The sequence below is a fragment of the Polaribacter pectinis genome, assembly GCF_014352875.1.
Lineage (GTDB): Bacteria > Bacteroidota > Bacteroidia > Flavobacteriales > Flavobacteriaceae > Polaribacter > Polaribacter pectinis.
The window spans coordinates 103,383-119,320 of record NZ_CP060695.1; the positions used below are offsets into that span (position 1 = coordinate 103,383).

Genomic DNA, 15,938 nt, shown 5'->3' on the forward strand with positions numbered 1-15,938 from the left:
TATGTCGTAATTTTTTTTTTTATTACTAATTCTTTTTGATAGACTACTAAAATAGTGCCAATTTTTTTAAATTGACTTTTACTTTCTACTTTTTTATTAAATCATTACAATGTTACATAAATTTATAAAGCGTTATTCTTTACAAAATGTTAAAAAGAAAATCGCTCAAAATAAATTACATTTGCATAAATAGGTTCAAGCATCAAAAAATAAATTCAATATTCGTAACCTGTTTTTGTCTTAACTTCTTAATTTTAAATTGATTTTATGCAAGAGAAACCATTAATTTTAGTAACCAATGATGATGGAATTACTGCTCCAGGAATTAGAGCTTTAATACAAATTATGAATAAAATTGGAGATGTTGTTGTTGTTGCACCAGATAGTCCACAAAGTGGAATGGGACATGCAATTACTGTTGATAATGTTTTGCATTGCAACCCAATAACTATTGATGATGGACCACAATTAGAATATACCTGTTCTGGAACTCCTGCAGATTGTGTAAAAATGGCAGTAAGTGAAATCTTAAATAGAAAACCAGATTTATGTGTTTCAGGAATTAATCACGGAGCAAATTCTTCTATAAATGTTATTTATTCTGGTACCATGAGTGCAGCTGTAGAAGCTGGTATAGAAGGAATTCCTGCAATTGGTTTTTCTTTATTAGATTTTAAATGGCATGCAGATTTTAAACCATCTGAAGAATATGTAAAAAATATAACTTTAAATGCATTGTTAAACGGAATGCCAGAAGGGATTGTTTTAAACGTAAATATTCCTAATTTAAAGAAAGAAGAAATTAAAGGGGTAAAGGTTTGTAGACAAGCAAATGGAGTTTGGAAAGAAAATTTCGACAAGCGTAAAAGCCCATTTGGTAAAGAATATTATTGGCTTTCTGGAGAGTTTGTAAACAGAGACAAAGGTCAAGACACAGATATTTATGCTTTAGAAAATGGTTACGTTTCTGTTGTTCCTGTTCAATTTGATATGACTGCACATCATATGATTCAAAAATTAAATTCTTGGGAACTGTAAAAAAGGAAATATTTGTTGGAATTCTAATCTCTCTATTTGCAACATTTGGAGGTATCTTTTTGTATTTAGAATATTTTTCTCGTTTTGGTTTTTACGAAACTATAGAAATGATAAAGCAAGGAAAATTATATGGTAAAGTATTGTCTTTAGCAGCAATTCCTAATTTGTTTGTTTTTTTTATATTTATAAAAAAGAAACAAGATAATAGAGCAAAAGGTGTTTTAATTGCTACAATTTTAATTGCTTTGACTACATTAATACTAAAGTTTTTCTAATATGAAATATTACATTATTGCTGGTGAAGCTTCTGGAGATTTACATGGTTCTAATTTAATGAAGGCTTTATATAGGGAAGATACAACTGCTGATATTCGTTTTTGGGGTGGAGATTTAATGCAAGAAGTAGGAGGAACTTTGGTTAGTCATTACAAAGAAAGAGCTTTTATGGGCTTTTTTGAAGTGTTAAAAAACTTATCTAAAGTATTAGGGTTTATAAAGTTTTGTAAAAAAGATATTGCTAATTTTAACCCAGATGTAATTATTTTTATAGATAATTCTGGATTTAATTTAAGAGTTGCAAAATGGGCTAAAGAAAAAGGTTTTAGAACTAATTATTATATTTCTCCCCAAGTTTGGGCAAGCAGAGCAAGCAGAGTAAAAGATATTAAAAGAGATATCGATAAAATGTTTGTGATTCTTCCTTTTGAAAAGGATTTTTATAAGAAATATAATTATGAAGTTACCTTTGTTGGACATCCGTTAATTGATGCAATCGCAGGAAGAGAACAAGTTTTAGAAAGTGAATTCAGAAAAAAATATAATCTAAATAACAAGCCAATAGTTGCATTATTACCAGGAAGTAGAAAGCAAGAAATAACCAAAATGTTATCTGTAATGGTTTCTTTGGTAGATGATTTTTCTGATTTCCAGTTTGTGGTTGCTGGTGCTCCAAGTCAAGATTTGTCTTTTTATCAACAAATAATAGGAGATAAAAAAGTAAGTTTTATTAACAATAAAACTTACGATTTATTAAGTGTTTCTTTTGCAGCTGTTGTTGCTTCTGGAACGGCAACTTTAGAAACAGCGTTATTTAAAGTGCCACAAGTTGTTTGTTATAAAGGTGGTAATATTTCTTATCAAATTGCAAAAAGAATAATTACTTTAAAATATATTTCTTTGGTAAATTTAATTATGGACAAAGAAGTTGTAAAAGAATTGATACAAAACGATTTTACAAAACAAAACTTAAAAAACGAACTGACAAACATTTTAGATGCCACTAAAAGAGAAACTATTTTTGAAGAATATTACAAATTAGAACAAGTTTTAGGAGGCAAAGGGGCGTCTAGAAAAGTAGCAAAACAAATTGTAGCAGATTTAAAGACAGAATAATAAGATGACAAAACAACTATTCTTTATAGCAATTTTTGCATTTTTGATGAGTTCTTGTTCATCATCTAAAAAAGCTGTTTCAAATACTACGAAATCAAATTCTAAAGTTGATAAAATCGTTGCAAATGCTATCAAATACAAAGGTGTTCGTTATAAGTTTGGCGGAACAACTAAAAGAGGAATGGATTGTTCTGGGGTAATTTATGTTGCCTTTGGTGAAGAAAATGTTCAGTTGCCAAGAATCTCGAGAGATATGGCTAAAAGAGGAAAGAAAATTCCTTTAAGTAAAGCTAAAAAAGGCGATTTATTATTTTTCAAAACAAGTAAAAGTGGAAGAAATATCAATCATGTTGGTTTGGTAACTTCTGTTAAAAAAGGACAGATTCGTTTTATCCATTCTACTACTTCCAGAGGAGTTATTATTTCATTATTATCAGAAAAATATTGGAAAAATGCTTTTGTAAAAGCTACAGCTATTCTTTAAATTACTTTTTAAAATATTGATTTTGAGCAAATAATAGTTAAGATAAAATATTTTTTTTATCTTTAACTTGCTATGAAAAGGTTAATTTATTATTTACCCATGCACTTTGTTGTGCTTGGGGTTATTGGTATTATCACACAATTTTATACTCAAATTTGGAATTTTGGCGTCGCTAATATTGCTATTTTTTTTCTTTCCTTACTTGTACTTTTATTTTTAGTTAGAAATAAAATAATTACTACAATTTTAACTTTTATTTCTTTCTTTTTAATAGGAATTGCAACTGTTTATGTAAATGATGGTAGGAATCATAAAGACTATTATCAGAATCATTTAAAAGAAAATTCGACAACAGTTTTTACTGTTAAAAAAGTTTTAAAACATGGAGTTTATCATAATAAATATCAAGTTGAAGTTGCTCAAGTAGATTCGATAAAAACACGCGGTGAAATTCTTTTAAATATTCAAAAAGATAGCTTATTTATTCCTTTAAAAGTAGATGATAAACTATTGCTAAAACCTACTTTTTTAGCAATAAAACCAGCTTCAAATCCTCATCAATTTAATTATAAAACATATTTAGAAAAGCAAGGAATTTACCAACAAGTTTATATAGAAAAAGAACAGTTTTTGAAATTAGAAAGTAAGGATTTTTCTTTAGTTGGTTTGTCTTCTAGTTTTAGAAATTATATTCAGAAATCTTTAGAAAAACACACATTTAAAAAAGATGAACTTAATGTTATCAATGCTCTGCTACTTGGACAAAGACAAGATATTTCTAAAGATCTAATTGAAGATTATCAAAGAGCTGGAGCAATTCATGTTTTAGCAGTATCTGGTTTGCATGTTGGTGTAATTTTATTACTTCTAACATTTATATTAAAGCCTTTAGAAAAATTAAAATACGGACGATTTTTAAAAACTTTCTGTATTGTTTTATTATTATGGATGTTTGCTTTTATTGCTGGTTTATCAGCTTCAGTAGTAAGAGCTGTAACTATGTTTACTTTTTTGGCAGTTGGGCAAACTTTTCAGCGAAAAAATGTCATTACTTTTTCTTTGATTACTTCTATGTTTTTCCTGTTAATTGTAAAACCAATGTTTCTGTTTGATGTTGGTTTTCAATTAAGTTATTTAGCAGTTTTTGGTATTATTTGGGTACAACCAAAATTAGCAGACATATGGAAACCTAAATTTAAAATAACTAATTTTTTCTGGCAATTGTTAACGGTTTCTGTTGCTGCCCAATTAGGAGTTTTACCTTTAAGTATTTTTTATTTTCAACAATTTCCGGGCTTGTTTCTTCTGTCAAATTTTGTGATAATTCCTTGTTTAATGTATGTTTTAATAGGTGGTATTTTGGTTATTTTTTTATCGCTGATTAACTTTTTGCCAGATTTTATAGTTACCATTTATGGAACAGTAATTTCTTGGATGAATACTTTTGTGAGTTGGATTTCTAAACAAGAGGATTTTCTTTTTAAAGAGATATCAATCTCATTTTTTATGATGATTATTTGGTACCTTTTAATTGTTTTTGGAGTTCGTTTTTTTCTTGATATGAGGCCTAACAAACTACTTTATTTTTTGACTTCTATTCTCGTACTACAAACTATTTATTTTATTGAAGTTAAAAATAAAGAAAGCCGAAATGAGTTAGTTGTTTTTCATAAAACTAGACATGCAGTTATAGGAAAAAGAGTAGGAGAGCAGTTGTATTTGCAACACGATTTAGATTCTGTAAATTTTGATAATGATTATAGTCTAAAATCTTACAGAATTGCTGAAGATATTAAAGAAATTCAACAAACTAATTTTAAGAATCTTATCAATTTTTATGATGACAATATTTTAGTTATAGATAGTTTAGGTGTCTATAAAATTAAGGGTTTACAAAAACCAATTGTAGTTTTGCAATATTCACCAAAAATTAATTTAGAAAGGTTGATTAAAACAATAAATCCATCACAAATTATTGCAGATGGATCTAATTATAGAAGTTATGTAGAGCATTGGAAAAAGATTTGCCAAACAGAAAATGTTCCGTTTTATGACACCAATAAACATGGAGCTTTTATTTTAAAGAGATAATTACAAACTGCTCTTAAAATCTTTTTCAAAATCTTCCCATTTTTTTGTGTTGTGGGCATTTGATGAAAAATAATTAACAACTTTTTCAAAAGTTTTCTTGTCTAAATATCCAGGAATACTTTGCAATAATTCTTCGTCTTTTGTTAAAAATATTGTGGTAGGATAAGACAATTTACCATTCATTAAAGTAGCTGGTAATTGATGATAACCACGTCTACCTTCTTTTTGGTATTTAAAAGTATACTCTTTATAAACAATATCCTTTTTCTCTTCACCATCTAATTTAATGGCGTAAAAATTTTTATTAATAAAAGTTGCAATTGTATTATTTGAATACGTTTCTAAATCCATCTTTTTACAAAAGCCACACCAGTCTGTGTAGACATCAATTATAATTGGTTTTGGATTTTCTTTATTTAGTTTAATTGCTTCTTCAAAAGATAACCACTTGACTTTTTCTTGCGCATTAAAAGTAATGGTGGCAAGAAATAATGTAAAAGGTAAAACTATATTTTTCATAATTTAATGGTCGCAAATTGTGTACCAAATTTACAAATTATCTAATTCCATGCATTAATCTTTTTATTATTGGGTTTAATATCAAAAATATTAAGCCTACAGATGCTGGAATTATCGTAAAAATTAAGAAGAAAAAAGACATAGAATATTCTTCAACAATTGGGTCTATGTAGCTACCGGTTTTGGCTGCCAGATAATTTCCCAAAGCGTTTACTAAATACCAAATTCCAAACATCATTCCAATTTTCTTTGCAGGTACTAATTTAGATACATAAGAAAGTCCAACAGGAGACACACATAATTCTCCCATTGTGTGAAATAAGTAAGCTAAAACTAACCAAATTAAACTAACAGAAGCTGTTTTAGCTCCTTGTGGAATAGAGCTTGAGCCATACGCTAATGCACCAAAACCTATTCCTAACAAAATCATTCCTATTCCAAATTTTACAGCTGCAGAAGGATTGAATTTACTTTCCCACCATTTAGAAAATAACGGCGCTAAAAAGATGATAAAAAGAGAGTTTAAAATTAGAAACCAAGAAGCCTCTATTTCTGCATTCTGTTGCGGTATAATTACGCTTAATTTCCAAACTACAATTCCCCAAATACTTAAAAAACTTATTCCTAAAACAATATTAGAAAGTGATATTTTTTTAAACGTTTGTCCAAATAATTTTAATAAAACCCAAGAAATTATAATTAATGGGACAGTTGAAACTAAAACATCAATAACTTTAAAAGTTAAAGCAGAATTACCCGTTAATGCTCTTTGTGTATAATCTCTTGCAAATATGTTCATAGAACCGCTTGCTTGTTCAAAAGCCCACCAAAAGAAAACTGTAAAAAAGGCTAAAATGCCAACAACAATATACCTGTCTCGTTGAACATTGTCTGGCGTATTATTCTCTTTAATATCTTGTTCTCCTATATTTTTAATTGCATCAGATAAGTCTACTTTTTTACTTGGCGAGATACCTACACTTTCAAAAATTTCTCTACCAAACCAAAATTGTAAAGTTCCCAAGAACATGAATATTCCTGCCAAACCAAATCCCCAAGAGTAACTTAAATTATTTGCTAAAAAACCACATAGCAAAACGCCTAAAAAGCCACCTGCATTTACGCCCATATAAAAAATGGTAAAAGCCCCATCTTTACGTTCTGGATATTTGTCATACAAACCACTGACCATAGAGGTTACGTTTGGTTTAAAAAGACCATTACCAATAATTAATAAACCAATACCAATATATAAGGTGGTTTCTGTTTCCATAGACATTGCAGCATGTCCTAAAGTCATAACTAAAGCTCCTAAAGCAACAGCTTTTTGATATCCAAGTAACTTATCAGCAATAATACCTCCAATTAATGGAGTTAAATACACAGAACTTGTATAGATACCTAATAAACCCAAAGCTCTTTCTCTGGTCCATTCCCAGCCACCATCAGAAAAAGATGCTGTTAAAAATAAAACAAAGATTGCACGCATTCCATAGTATGAAAAGCGTTCCCACATTTCTGTAAAGAATAAAACAAATAATGCTGGCTTATGGTTTAGTAAACTAAATTCTTTTGATGTTGCTGTTGTGCTCATAATATTTGATTTTAGAAAACAAAAAAAACCTCATAAATTTTAGTTTATGAGGTTTGTGAAAAGTTTTTTTTAATGTACGTTGCCCATTAGTTTTTTCATTAATGGAGAGAATAATAATACAATTGCACCAGCACCTAAAGAATACATTGCTATTAAATGAAAACCATCTGTGTATGTGCTCAATGTTTCCAAACCGCCAACATTAACATCTGTACTTTCAATTGCTAGTTGTTTAGAGATAAAACCTACAATTTGAAAAGCAAAAGCTGAAGATAAGAACCATACTCCCATCATAAATGAAACAATTCTTTTCGGCGATAGGTCAGTAATTTTTGATAAACCAACAGGAGACATAAACAACTCTCCAATAGACAATATAAAATACATTATAAATAAATAAGCAAAAGGAACCATTCCATTTTCATCTGCGCTTCCACCACTTAAAGATAAAATGTAAAAACTTGCACCGGCTAAAACTAAACCTAATCCAAATTTATATGGAGTTCTTGGGTTTAAATTTCTTTTAGAAAGGTAAGCCCATAATAATGAAACAGGTATAGATAATGCAATTATTACTAACGAGTTTAAAGAGTTTGTTTGACTTGCATTCATTATACCATCCAAAGCAACATTTCTATCTGCGAATAAGGTAATTACACTTCCAGATAATTCATGAAAACCCCAGAATAGTGTCATGAAAAAGGTGATTAGTAAAGCCATAATTAGCTTTTTACGTTCATCAGGATTTGATTTAGAGATAATTGTACCCATATAAATTACAATACCAATACCTATAAATTTAAAGATTAAATTTACATAGTTTTGATCTCCTAAAAATGATTCCCCTCCAGCAATAGCTTTGTAAGAAGCTAAAATATATGCAATTAAAGGAGTTGCTAATAGAGAAACAATTGGTATAAATGTTTTTTGTGGAATACCTAATATTTTCTTTTCATAAATCTCTTGATTAGGTGGTAAACCTCTTTCTCCAAAAACATTCTTTTTTATTCCACTCCAAAAGAAAATTAAACCTGCTAACATTCCAATTCCAGCTAAACCAAATCCATAATGCCAACCATATGAGGCAGCTAACCATCCACATAAAAGTGGTGCTGCAAAACCTCCAATGTTAATTCCCATATAGAAAATTGTAAAACCAGAATCTTTTCTTCTGTCTCCATCTTTATATAAAGAACCAACAAAAGTTGATATGTTTGGTTTAAAAAAACCATTACCAACAATAATAAATGCAAGCGCTAAAAAGAAAGCAATATCATTTTCTATAGCTAAAACAAAATGACCAATTGCCATTAAAATTCCGCCTAAAAAGATAGAACTACGCATTCCTAAAATTTTATCAGAAATTCTTCCTCCAATCACTGTAGAGGCATATACTAAAGAACCATAAGAAGCGTAAACAGCAGCGGCTGCTACGTCTCTTTCTGATAGGGCTTTAAAAATTTCTTGAACCATGTAAAGCATTAATAATGCTCTCATTCCATAGAAACTAAAACGTTCCCATAGTTCTGCAAAAAATAAGTAAAATAATCCTTTTGGATGACCGAACATTTGTGGGTCTTCTGCTGTTGTGCTAACTCCTTTGTCTAACATAATTAATTATCCTTTAATTTCTATTGATTTATCTGACTTTTTATTTAAGTTTTCTTCGATGTAGTTTGTCATTTTTGTATACAAATTCAATCGAGTGTTTTTCCCTTTATAAATTCCGTGAGTTCTATCTGGTACAATAAACATATCAAATTGTTTATTTGCTTCAACTAATGCATTTATCATTCTGTAACTGTTTTGTACATGTACATTGTCATCTCCAGTTCCATGAACTAATAAGTAGTTTCCTTCTAATTTATCTGCATAATTTATTGGTGAATTATCATCATAACCACTTGCATTTTCTTGTGGTGTTTGCATATAACGTTCTGTATATACAGAATCGTAAAAACGCCAAGAAGTTACTGGTGCAACTGCTATTGCTGTCGTAAAAATATCACTTCCTTTTAATAAGCAATTTGTACTCATAAAGCCACCATAAGACCAACCCCAAATACCAATATTGTCTTCATCGATATATGTACGCTCGGCTAATTTTTTTGCAGCTGCAATTTGGTCTTCAACTTCATATTTCCCTAACTCTTTTTGAGTTACTTTTTTAAAGTCTGCACCTTTTAAGCCTGTTCCTCTTCCATCTACACAAACCACAACCATGCCTTTTTGTGCTAACATATTATGCCAATAATCATTGCTGCCATTCCATCTGTTTGCTACTTGTTGAGAACCTGGTCCAGAATATTGGAACATTAACATTGGGTATTTTTTACTTTCATCAAAATCTGCGGGTTTAATCATCCACATATTCAAATCATTTCCATTGATGTTTATTGTTGAAAATTCTTTAGGACTCATTTTATATTCAGACAAGTTTTCTTTTAATTTAGCATTGTCTTTTATCACTTTTAGCATTTCTCCTTCACCAGAATATAGAGAGTAAATTGGTGGAATTTCTGATGATGAAAAAGTACTAATAAAGTAATTTAAGTTGTTGCTAAAAGCAGCACTACTTTGCCCGTTTTCATTAGTCAGAAGTTTTTTGTTTTTTCCATCTAAACCTATAGAATAAACCCCTCTATTTGTAGATCCATTTTCTACAGATTGATAATAAATTGTATTTTTGTCTTTATTAAAGCCATAGTAATTAGTTACTTCCCAATTTCCTTTTGTAACTTGGTTTATCAATTTACCAGCTGAATTATAATGATAAATATGATTGTAACCATCTTTTTCGCTTGTCCAAATAAAACTGTTGTCATCTAAAAAAGTAAGATTATCTGTAATGTCAACATAAGCTTTATCAGTTTCGTTTAAAAGAACTTTTGCGTTGTTGTTTGAGGCATTTACAGTGTGTAATTTTAAATCATTTTGATGACGATTTAAAGTCGTTGCAACTAAAATGTTATCATCATTAGACCATTTAATTCTTGGAATATATTCATAATCTCCCAAAGAAATTTTCTTACTATTTTTAGAAGAAACTGCATACATGTGTAAAGTTACGTCTGCATTTTTTTCACCCGCTTTTGGGTATTTAAAAACTTGTTGTTTAGGGTATAAATCGTTACCAACAATATCCATTGAAAAAGTTGGAACATTGGTTTCGTCGAAACGTAAAAAAGCTAAATACTTACTATTGTTGCTCCACTCAAAAGCTCTTACAAAAGCAAATTCCTCTTCGTATACCCAGTCAGTAATTCCATTAATAATACTGTTCTTTTTTCCGTCTTTAGTAACTTGAGTAATTTTATTTTTAGAAAAATCTTTTATAAAAAGATTGTTGTCTTTTGCGTAAGCAACCTTTTTGTTGTCAGGAGAAAAAACAGGTTCTTGAATTCCTTTACCTATTAAGGTCAGTTTTTTTGATGCAATATCATAACCATAAAAAGTACCTTTATAAGAATGTCTATAAATCTTCTCAAAATCAGTTCCTAAAATAATTTTTGTTTCATCATTATTAAAACTGTAGGAAGAAAAACCATCTAAATCCTTTAAATCTGCACTGCTAACAATCGTTTCAACTTTCTCTAAAGTTTTGTAGCTATATTTATCTACAGTTGTTGCTTTTGTTTCCTTATCGGTATTTAACAAAGAATAGAAATCGCCATTCATAGAATTTAACGAATTCATTCTTTCTGGCGAGAAAGTACCATCCCAAATCTCTTCAAGAGTTATTTCTTTGTTTCCAGTAATAAGTGTTGATGTTGTTTCTGAATTTTCTTTACAACCTATGATAAATAATAGGATAGATGCTAAAATGACTCCTTTTTTCATTATGGACTTCGTATTTAATAAAAGTTTGCCAAGTTTACGGAAAAATCAGCAAAAAAACTCCTAAAAAATGAGAAATCTTGAATATCCTCTATTGTTTTATAGGATTGAATTATATTTGCTGTAGATAGTTTATAGAAAGATAAATGAGCAAAATAATATCAGGATTTTCGAAGTTTACCAAAGAAGAAAAAATACAGTGGTTAACAGAGAATTACTTCAATAATCAACAAGAAACCATAAATGTCATTAAACAATATTGGAATGTTGATAATGATTTACAAGAACTTCATGACGATTTTATAGAAAACACAATCTCTAACTTTTATATGCCTTTTGGTGTTGCACCAAATTTTAATATAAATGGTAGAACTTATGTAATTCCAATGGTGGTTGAAGAAAGTTCTGTAGTTGCAGCAGCTTCTTTGGTAGCAAAATATTGGAGTACAAGAGGTGGCTTTAAAACAACAGTTTTAGGAACTACAAAAATAGGGCAAGTCCATTTTATGTTTGCTGGCGATAAAAAAGAGTTAGAAAATTATTTCAGCTTAAATAAAACAGAATTATTTGCAGCTACAGCTTCCATAACAAAAAACATGGAAAAACGTGGAGGAGGAATTTTAGATATAAAATTAGTAGACAAAACCGAAAAATTACCAAACTATTACCAATTGCATGTAACTTTCGAAACGAAAGATTCTATGGGCGCAAACTTTATCAATTCTTGTTTAGAAGCAATTGCTAAAAAGTTTGAAAATGATGATATAGAAATTGTAATGAGTATTCTTTCTAATTACGTTCCAGAATGTTTGGTAAGAGCAGAAGTAAGTTGTAAAATAGAAGATTTAGGTGGAGAAAATCCACAGAAATTTGCAGAGAAATTCTACCAAGCAGTAAAAATAGCAGAAATAGAACCTTACAGAGCAGTTACTCACAATAAAGGGATTATGAACGGAATCGATGCAGTTGTTTTAGCAACAGGTAACGATTTTAGAGCAGTAGAAGCTGGTGCACATTCTTACGCAGCTCGTTCTGGGCAATATGCAAGTTTATCTCATTGTTCTATTGATGATGGTATTTTTAAATTTTGGATAGAAATTCCACTAGCTTTAGGAACTGTTGGTGGGTTAACTGCTTTGCATCCAATGGCAAAATTGTCATTAGAAATGTTGCAAAAACCATCAGCAAGAACTTTAATGCAAATTATGGCAGCAGCAGGTTTGGCACAAAATTTTGCAGCTTTAAGAGCTTTAACAACTAAAGGAATTCAGCATGGGCATATGAAAATGCACTTGCAAAATATTCTAAATCAGTTAGGCGCAACAGAAGCTGAAAAAAAAGAAATTACTACTTATTTTGATAAAAGAACAGTTTCTCATTCAGCAGTTGTAACTAAATTTAATGAGTTAAGAAAGCCAAAAATTAATTGGGTTTCTTTTTTAAATTGTGATGAAGTTCGCTCGAAATTATCAACTTTAAAAGCAGATGCAAAACCAGTTTTTGGAAAAATGAATGGTCAACAAATGATTGAACATTTAAGTTTTTTAATGAAAATTTCTAATGGAGAAGTTAATGCAGATTATTTTATTGAAGATGAAAAATCTGCAAGAAGGAAAGCATTTTTAAATACAGAAGGAGAGTTGCAAGTTGGTTTTAAAGCATCAATGTTGTCTGAAGAACCTTATGATGTGAAGTTTGCTACAATTCAAGAATCTATAGATGATCTAATTTTACAAACAGAAAATTTTAAAAATCATTTTAAAACTGCAAAAATAGAAAATCATCCGTTTTTTGGTGAATTAGATTATGAATATTGGCAAAAATTTCATGTAAAACATTTTACACATCATTTTAAACAATTCAACTTGTTATAATGAACTTTTATTCCAACGGAAAACTTTTATTAACGGGAGAATACCTTGTTTTAGATGGCGCAAAATCTTTAGCAGTTCCAACAAAATTTGGGCAAGATTTAATTGTTGAAAAAATACTAGAGCAAGAGATTATTTGGGGTAGTTTTACAAGCGAAGGAGAATGTTGGTTTGAAGCAATTTTCGATTTAAAAAAACTACGTTTAATGTCAGCGACTTTTAATTCTGATAAAGAAGGAAATGCAGATATAATTGCAGAGACTTTATTGGATATTTTAAAAGAAGCAAAAAGAATGAATCCAGATTTTTTAGAAACAGAAAACGGATTTGTTGTAAAAACGGAATTGACTTTTCCTAGAGATTGGGGTTTAGGAAGCTCATCTACATTAATAAATTCTATTGCAAGTTGGGCAAAAGTAGATGCTTTTCAACTATTATGGAATTCTTTTAAAGGAAGTGGTTATGATATTGCTTGTGCGCAAAATAGCACACCAATTTTTTATCAAATTGAAAATAAGAAACCTATAATTGAAAAAGTAGAATTCAACCCTAGTTTTAAAGAAAACTTGTTTTTTGTTCACTTAAATCAGAAGCAAGATTCTAAAGAAGGAATCGCAAAATTTAGAGAAAGTGGAGAAATTTTTCAGAAAGAAATAGAAAGAATTTCTGCTATTTCTGATGAATTTTTAACAGTAAAATCAATTATAGATTTTAATAAATTAATTGTTGAACACGAGCAAATTATCAGTTCAATAATTAAATTGAAACCAGTTAAAGAAAAATTATTTCCAGATTATTTTGGAGAAATAAAAAGTTTAGGAGCTTGGGGTGGAGATTTTGTATTAGTTACAGGAAACTCAACAACGCCAACTTATTTTAAAAATAAAGGATTTGAAACAATTCTTTCGTATTCAGAAATGATTTTATGAGTAAAGTAGTAATTATTGGAGGAGGAGCAGCAGGATATTTTACAGCAATAAATGCGAAAGAAAATAATCCTGAATTAGACATTATAATTCTTGAAAAAGGGAAAGATGTTTTACAAAAAGTAAAAATTTCTGGAGGTGGAAGATGTAATGTAACGCATGCTTGTTTTGAACCAAAAGAATTGGTTAAATTTTATCCAAGAGGAGAAAAAGAGTTATTGGGGCCTTTTCATCAATTTATGACGGGAGATACTTTTGAATGGTTTGATGATAGAGGAGTTCCTTTAAAAATAGAAGACGATAATCGTGTTTTTCCAGAAGCAAATACAAGCCAAGCAATTATAGATTGTTTTCAAAAAGCTGTTGATAAGTTGAATATTAAAGTGTTAACAAACTGTGGTGTAAATTCAGTTTATCAACAAGAAAATAAATGGATTGTTAACACAAAAGAACAAGTTTTTGAAGCAGATAAAGTAGTAATTGCTGCTGGAAGTTCTAAAAAAGTATGGGAATTGTGTAAAACATTAGATCATACAATTATTGAGCCTGTTCCATCTTTATTTACATTTAATATAAATGACAAAAGGTTGGTAGATTTATTAGGAACTTCAGTTCCAGAAGCAACAGTAAGCATTGTTGGTACAAAACTAGAAGCTTCAGGCCCTTTGTTAATTACACATTGGGGAATGAGTGGACCAGCAGTTTTAAAACTCTCTGCCTTTGGAGCAAGAATTTTAGCTGATAAAAATTATCAATATAATGTTGAGGTAAATTGGTTGTCTAGACCAACAGATAAAGTGTTAAATGTTTTATTAAATTTAAAAAAGAAAGAACCACGCAAAACTGTGATTTTAAAATCTCCTTTTTCAGAAATCTCAAAAAGATTATGGGAACGTTTTGTCTTGTTTTCCGATATTTCTAAATCTCAAAATTGGGCAGATTTAAATAATTCTCAATTAGAAAAATTAGCAAACCAATTAACAAAAGGGGTTTACAATGCAAATGGTAGAACTACTTTTAAAGATGAATTTGTAACTGCAGGTGGTGTAGATTTAAAAGAAATTAATTTTAAACGTTTCGAAAGTAAAAAATACAACAACCTATTTTTTGTAGGTGAAGTTTTAAATATTGACGCAGTTACTGGAGGTTTTAATTTCCAAAATGCGTGGACTGGAGGTTTTATTTGTGCAAAAGCTTTAGCAGAAAATTAAAAATATTATGGCAAGAACAGAATCTAATGAATTTAAAAATGGAAAAACAGCTCCAGATTTTAAATTAATAAATACAGTTGACAATAAGTTTTATTCTCTAAATGATTTAAAAGGGAAGAAAGGAACCGTAATTATGTTTATTTGTAATCACTGTCCGTTTGTAATTCATGTAAATAATGAGCTGGTTAAAATAGCCAATGAATACCAGCAAAAAGGTGTTAATTTTATAGCAATTAGTTCTAATGATGTTGACAATTTTCCGCAAGATTCACCCGAATTAATGAAGGAATTAGCAATAAAAGAAAACTATCCTTTTCCGTATTTATTTGATGAAACACAAGATGTTGCAAAAGCTTATGATGCAGCTTGTACACCAGATTTTTATGCTTTTGATACGGATTTAAAAGCCATCTATCACGGACAATTAGATAATTCTAGACCTGGAAACGGAAAACCAGTTACTGGAAATGATTTACGAACATCTTTAAATAATTTACTAGAAAATAAACCTGCTTTAGAAAACCAAAAACCAAGTATGGGTTGTGGTATAAAGTGGAAATAATTTTGTTAATTGTTTAATATATTAAACATCGTCATTTATTTCAATCCAATATCCATTTGGGTCTTGAAAGTAAATTTGTTTTATTCCATCTTTTCTTATGTAGTCTTTGTTTATTGTGCCAAGCCAATCAGAATAATCAATTTTTAAATCTTTTAGATAATTTACAAATGAATCCAAATCTGCAGTTGATAAAGCAAAATGAACAGCTTTATTTGTTTTTATTTCAGAATCTGGACGAGGAATTAAGTGAAGTTGTAAACTATCGTTTAAAGACAACCATCTAGTTTTTGATTCAGAAGCAGTATTTTTAATCTCTTTTAGTTGAAGTACTTTTTGATAAAAAGCAACAGATTTATCTACATTTTTAACTGAAAGTGCTATATGATTGAATGTGAAAGTGTGCATTGAATAAA

The 15,938-nt window shown here is 29.4% G+C and carries 14 protein-coding genes and 1 pseudogene; 10 read left to right on the forward strand and 5 right to left on the reverse strand.

The annotated features are described in order from the left end of the window. The first annotated feature begins 267 nt into the window (after positions 1 to 267). The 5 genes from surE to H9W90_RS00545 all read left to right on the forward strand — a co-directional run bounded on the left by surE (position 268) and on the right by H9W90_RS00545 (position 5,005). Positions 268 to 1,038, forward strand: coding sequence for a 5'/3'-nucleotidase SurE (gene surE / locus H9W90_RS00525; RefSeq protein WP_187482544.1), 771 nt, complete (start codon positions 268 to 270; stop codon positions 1,036 to 1,038). Continuing rightward, a complete protein-coding gene (locus tag H9W90_RS00530; RefSeq protein ID WP_187482545.1) occupies positions 1,026 to 1,313 on the forward strand; it encodes a hypothetical protein in 288 nt (95 codons plus the stop codon). The genes surE and H9W90_RS00530 overlap by 13 nt, the downstream gene beginning before the upstream one ends. Before the next feature lies 1 nt (position 1,314). Then, complete coding sequence (lpxB, locus tag H9W90_RS00535) at positions 1,315 to 2,430, forward strand: lipid-A-disaccharide synthase (protein ID WP_187482546.1); 1,116 nt, start codon at positions 1,315 to 1,317, stop codon at positions 2,428 to 2,430. A gap of 4 nt (positions 2,431 to 2,434) precedes the next feature. Then, complete coding sequence (locus tag H9W90_RS00540; RefSeq protein WP_187482547.1) at positions 2,435 to 2,914, forward strand: C40 family peptidase; 480 nt, start codon at positions 2,435 to 2,437, stop codon at positions 2,912 to 2,914. Positions 2,915 to 2,986: 72 nt separating this feature from the next. Further along, a complete protein-coding gene (locus tag H9W90_RS00545) occupies positions 2,987 to 5,005 on the forward strand; it encodes a ComEC/Rec2 family competence protein (protein ID WP_187482548.1) in 2,019 nt (672 codons plus the stop codon). Here the strand turns inward: H9W90_RS00545 and H9W90_RS00550 are convergent, their stop codons facing one another. The 4 genes from H9W90_RS00550 to H9W90_RS00565 all read right to left on the reverse strand — a co-directional run bounded on the left by H9W90_RS00550 (position 5,006) and on the right by H9W90_RS00565 (position 10,958). Further along, positions 5,006 to 5,524 carry a thioredoxin family protein gene (locus tag H9W90_RS00550; RefSeq protein ID WP_187482549.1) on the reverse strand — a complete coding sequence of 173 codons (519 nt, stop codon included), beginning with the start codon at positions 5,522 to 5,524 and terminating at the stop codon, positions 5,006 to 5,008. 37 nt (positions 5,525 to 5,561) lie between these two features. Further along, positions 5,562 to 7,118 (reverse strand): peptide MFS transporter, encoded by a 1,557-nt coding sequence (locus tag H9W90_RS00555; protein WP_187482550.1) that lies wholly within the window; start codon positions 7,116 to 7,118, stop codon positions 5,562 to 5,564. A 69-nt stretch (positions 7,119 to 7,187) separates the two neighbouring features. After that, the gene (locus H9W90_RS00560) at positions 7,188 to 8,729 is read right to left on the reverse strand and encodes a peptide MFS transporter (protein WP_187482551.1); all 1,542 of its coding nucleotides are present in this window, start codon (positions 8,727 to 8,729) and stop codon (positions 7,188 to 7,190) included. A gap of 6 nt (positions 8,730 to 8,735) precedes the next feature. Beyond that, positions 8,736 to 10,958 (reverse strand): S9 family peptidase, encoded by a 2,223-nt coding sequence (locus tag H9W90_RS00565; RefSeq protein ID WP_187482552.1) that lies wholly within the window; start codon positions 10,956 to 10,958, stop codon positions 8,736 to 8,738. A 143-nt stretch (positions 10,959 to 11,101) separates the two neighbouring features. On the opposite strand from H9W90_RS00565, the pseudogene H9W90_RS00570 reads away from it, so the two are divergent. The 5 genes and pseudogenes from H9W90_RS00570 to H9W90_RS00585 form a co-directional block, all read left to right on the forward strand. Next, positions 11,102 to 12,370: pseudogene (locus H9W90_RS00570) on the forward strand (hydroxymethylglutaryl-CoA reductase, degradative); the annotation flags it as partial. Positions 12,371 to 12,376: 6 nt separating this feature from the next. Then, positions 12,377 to 12,829, forward strand: coding sequence for a DUF1569 domain-containing protein (locus tag H9W90_RS15545; RefSeq protein WP_437440072.1), 453 nt, complete (start codon positions 12,377 to 12,379; stop codon positions 12,827 to 12,829). Continuing rightward, positions 12,829 to 13,755 carry a GYDIA family GHMP kinase gene (locus H9W90_RS00575; protein WP_187482554.1) on the forward strand — a complete coding sequence of 309 codons (927 nt, stop codon included), beginning with the start codon at positions 12,829 to 12,831 and terminating at the stop codon, positions 13,753 to 13,755. The genes H9W90_RS15545 and H9W90_RS00575 overlap by 1 nt, the downstream gene beginning before the upstream one ends. Further along, on the forward strand, positions 13,752 to 14,963 hold the full coding sequence (locus H9W90_RS00580; protein WP_187482555.1) for a BaiN/RdsA family NAD(P)/FAD-dependent oxidoreductase: 1,212 nt from the start codon (positions 13,752 to 13,754) through the stop codon (positions 14,961 to 14,963). The genes H9W90_RS00575 and H9W90_RS00580 overlap by 4 nt, the downstream gene beginning before the upstream one ends. 7 nt (positions 14,964 to 14,970) lie before the next feature. Further along, positions 14,971 to 15,525 carry a thioredoxin family protein gene (locus tag H9W90_RS00585; RefSeq protein WP_187482556.1) on the forward strand — a complete coding sequence of 185 codons (555 nt, stop codon included), beginning with the start codon at positions 14,971 to 14,973 and terminating at the stop codon, positions 15,523 to 15,525. 21 nt (positions 15,526 to 15,546) lie between these two features. Here the strand turns inward: H9W90_RS00585 and H9W90_RS00590 are convergent, their stop codons facing one another. After that, positions 15,547 to 15,930 (reverse strand): VOC family protein, encoded by a 384-nt coding sequence (locus H9W90_RS00590; RefSeq protein ID WP_187482557.1) that lies wholly within the window; start codon positions 15,928 to 15,930, stop codon positions 15,547 to 15,549. Positions 15,931 to 15,938: the final 8 nt, after the last annotated feature.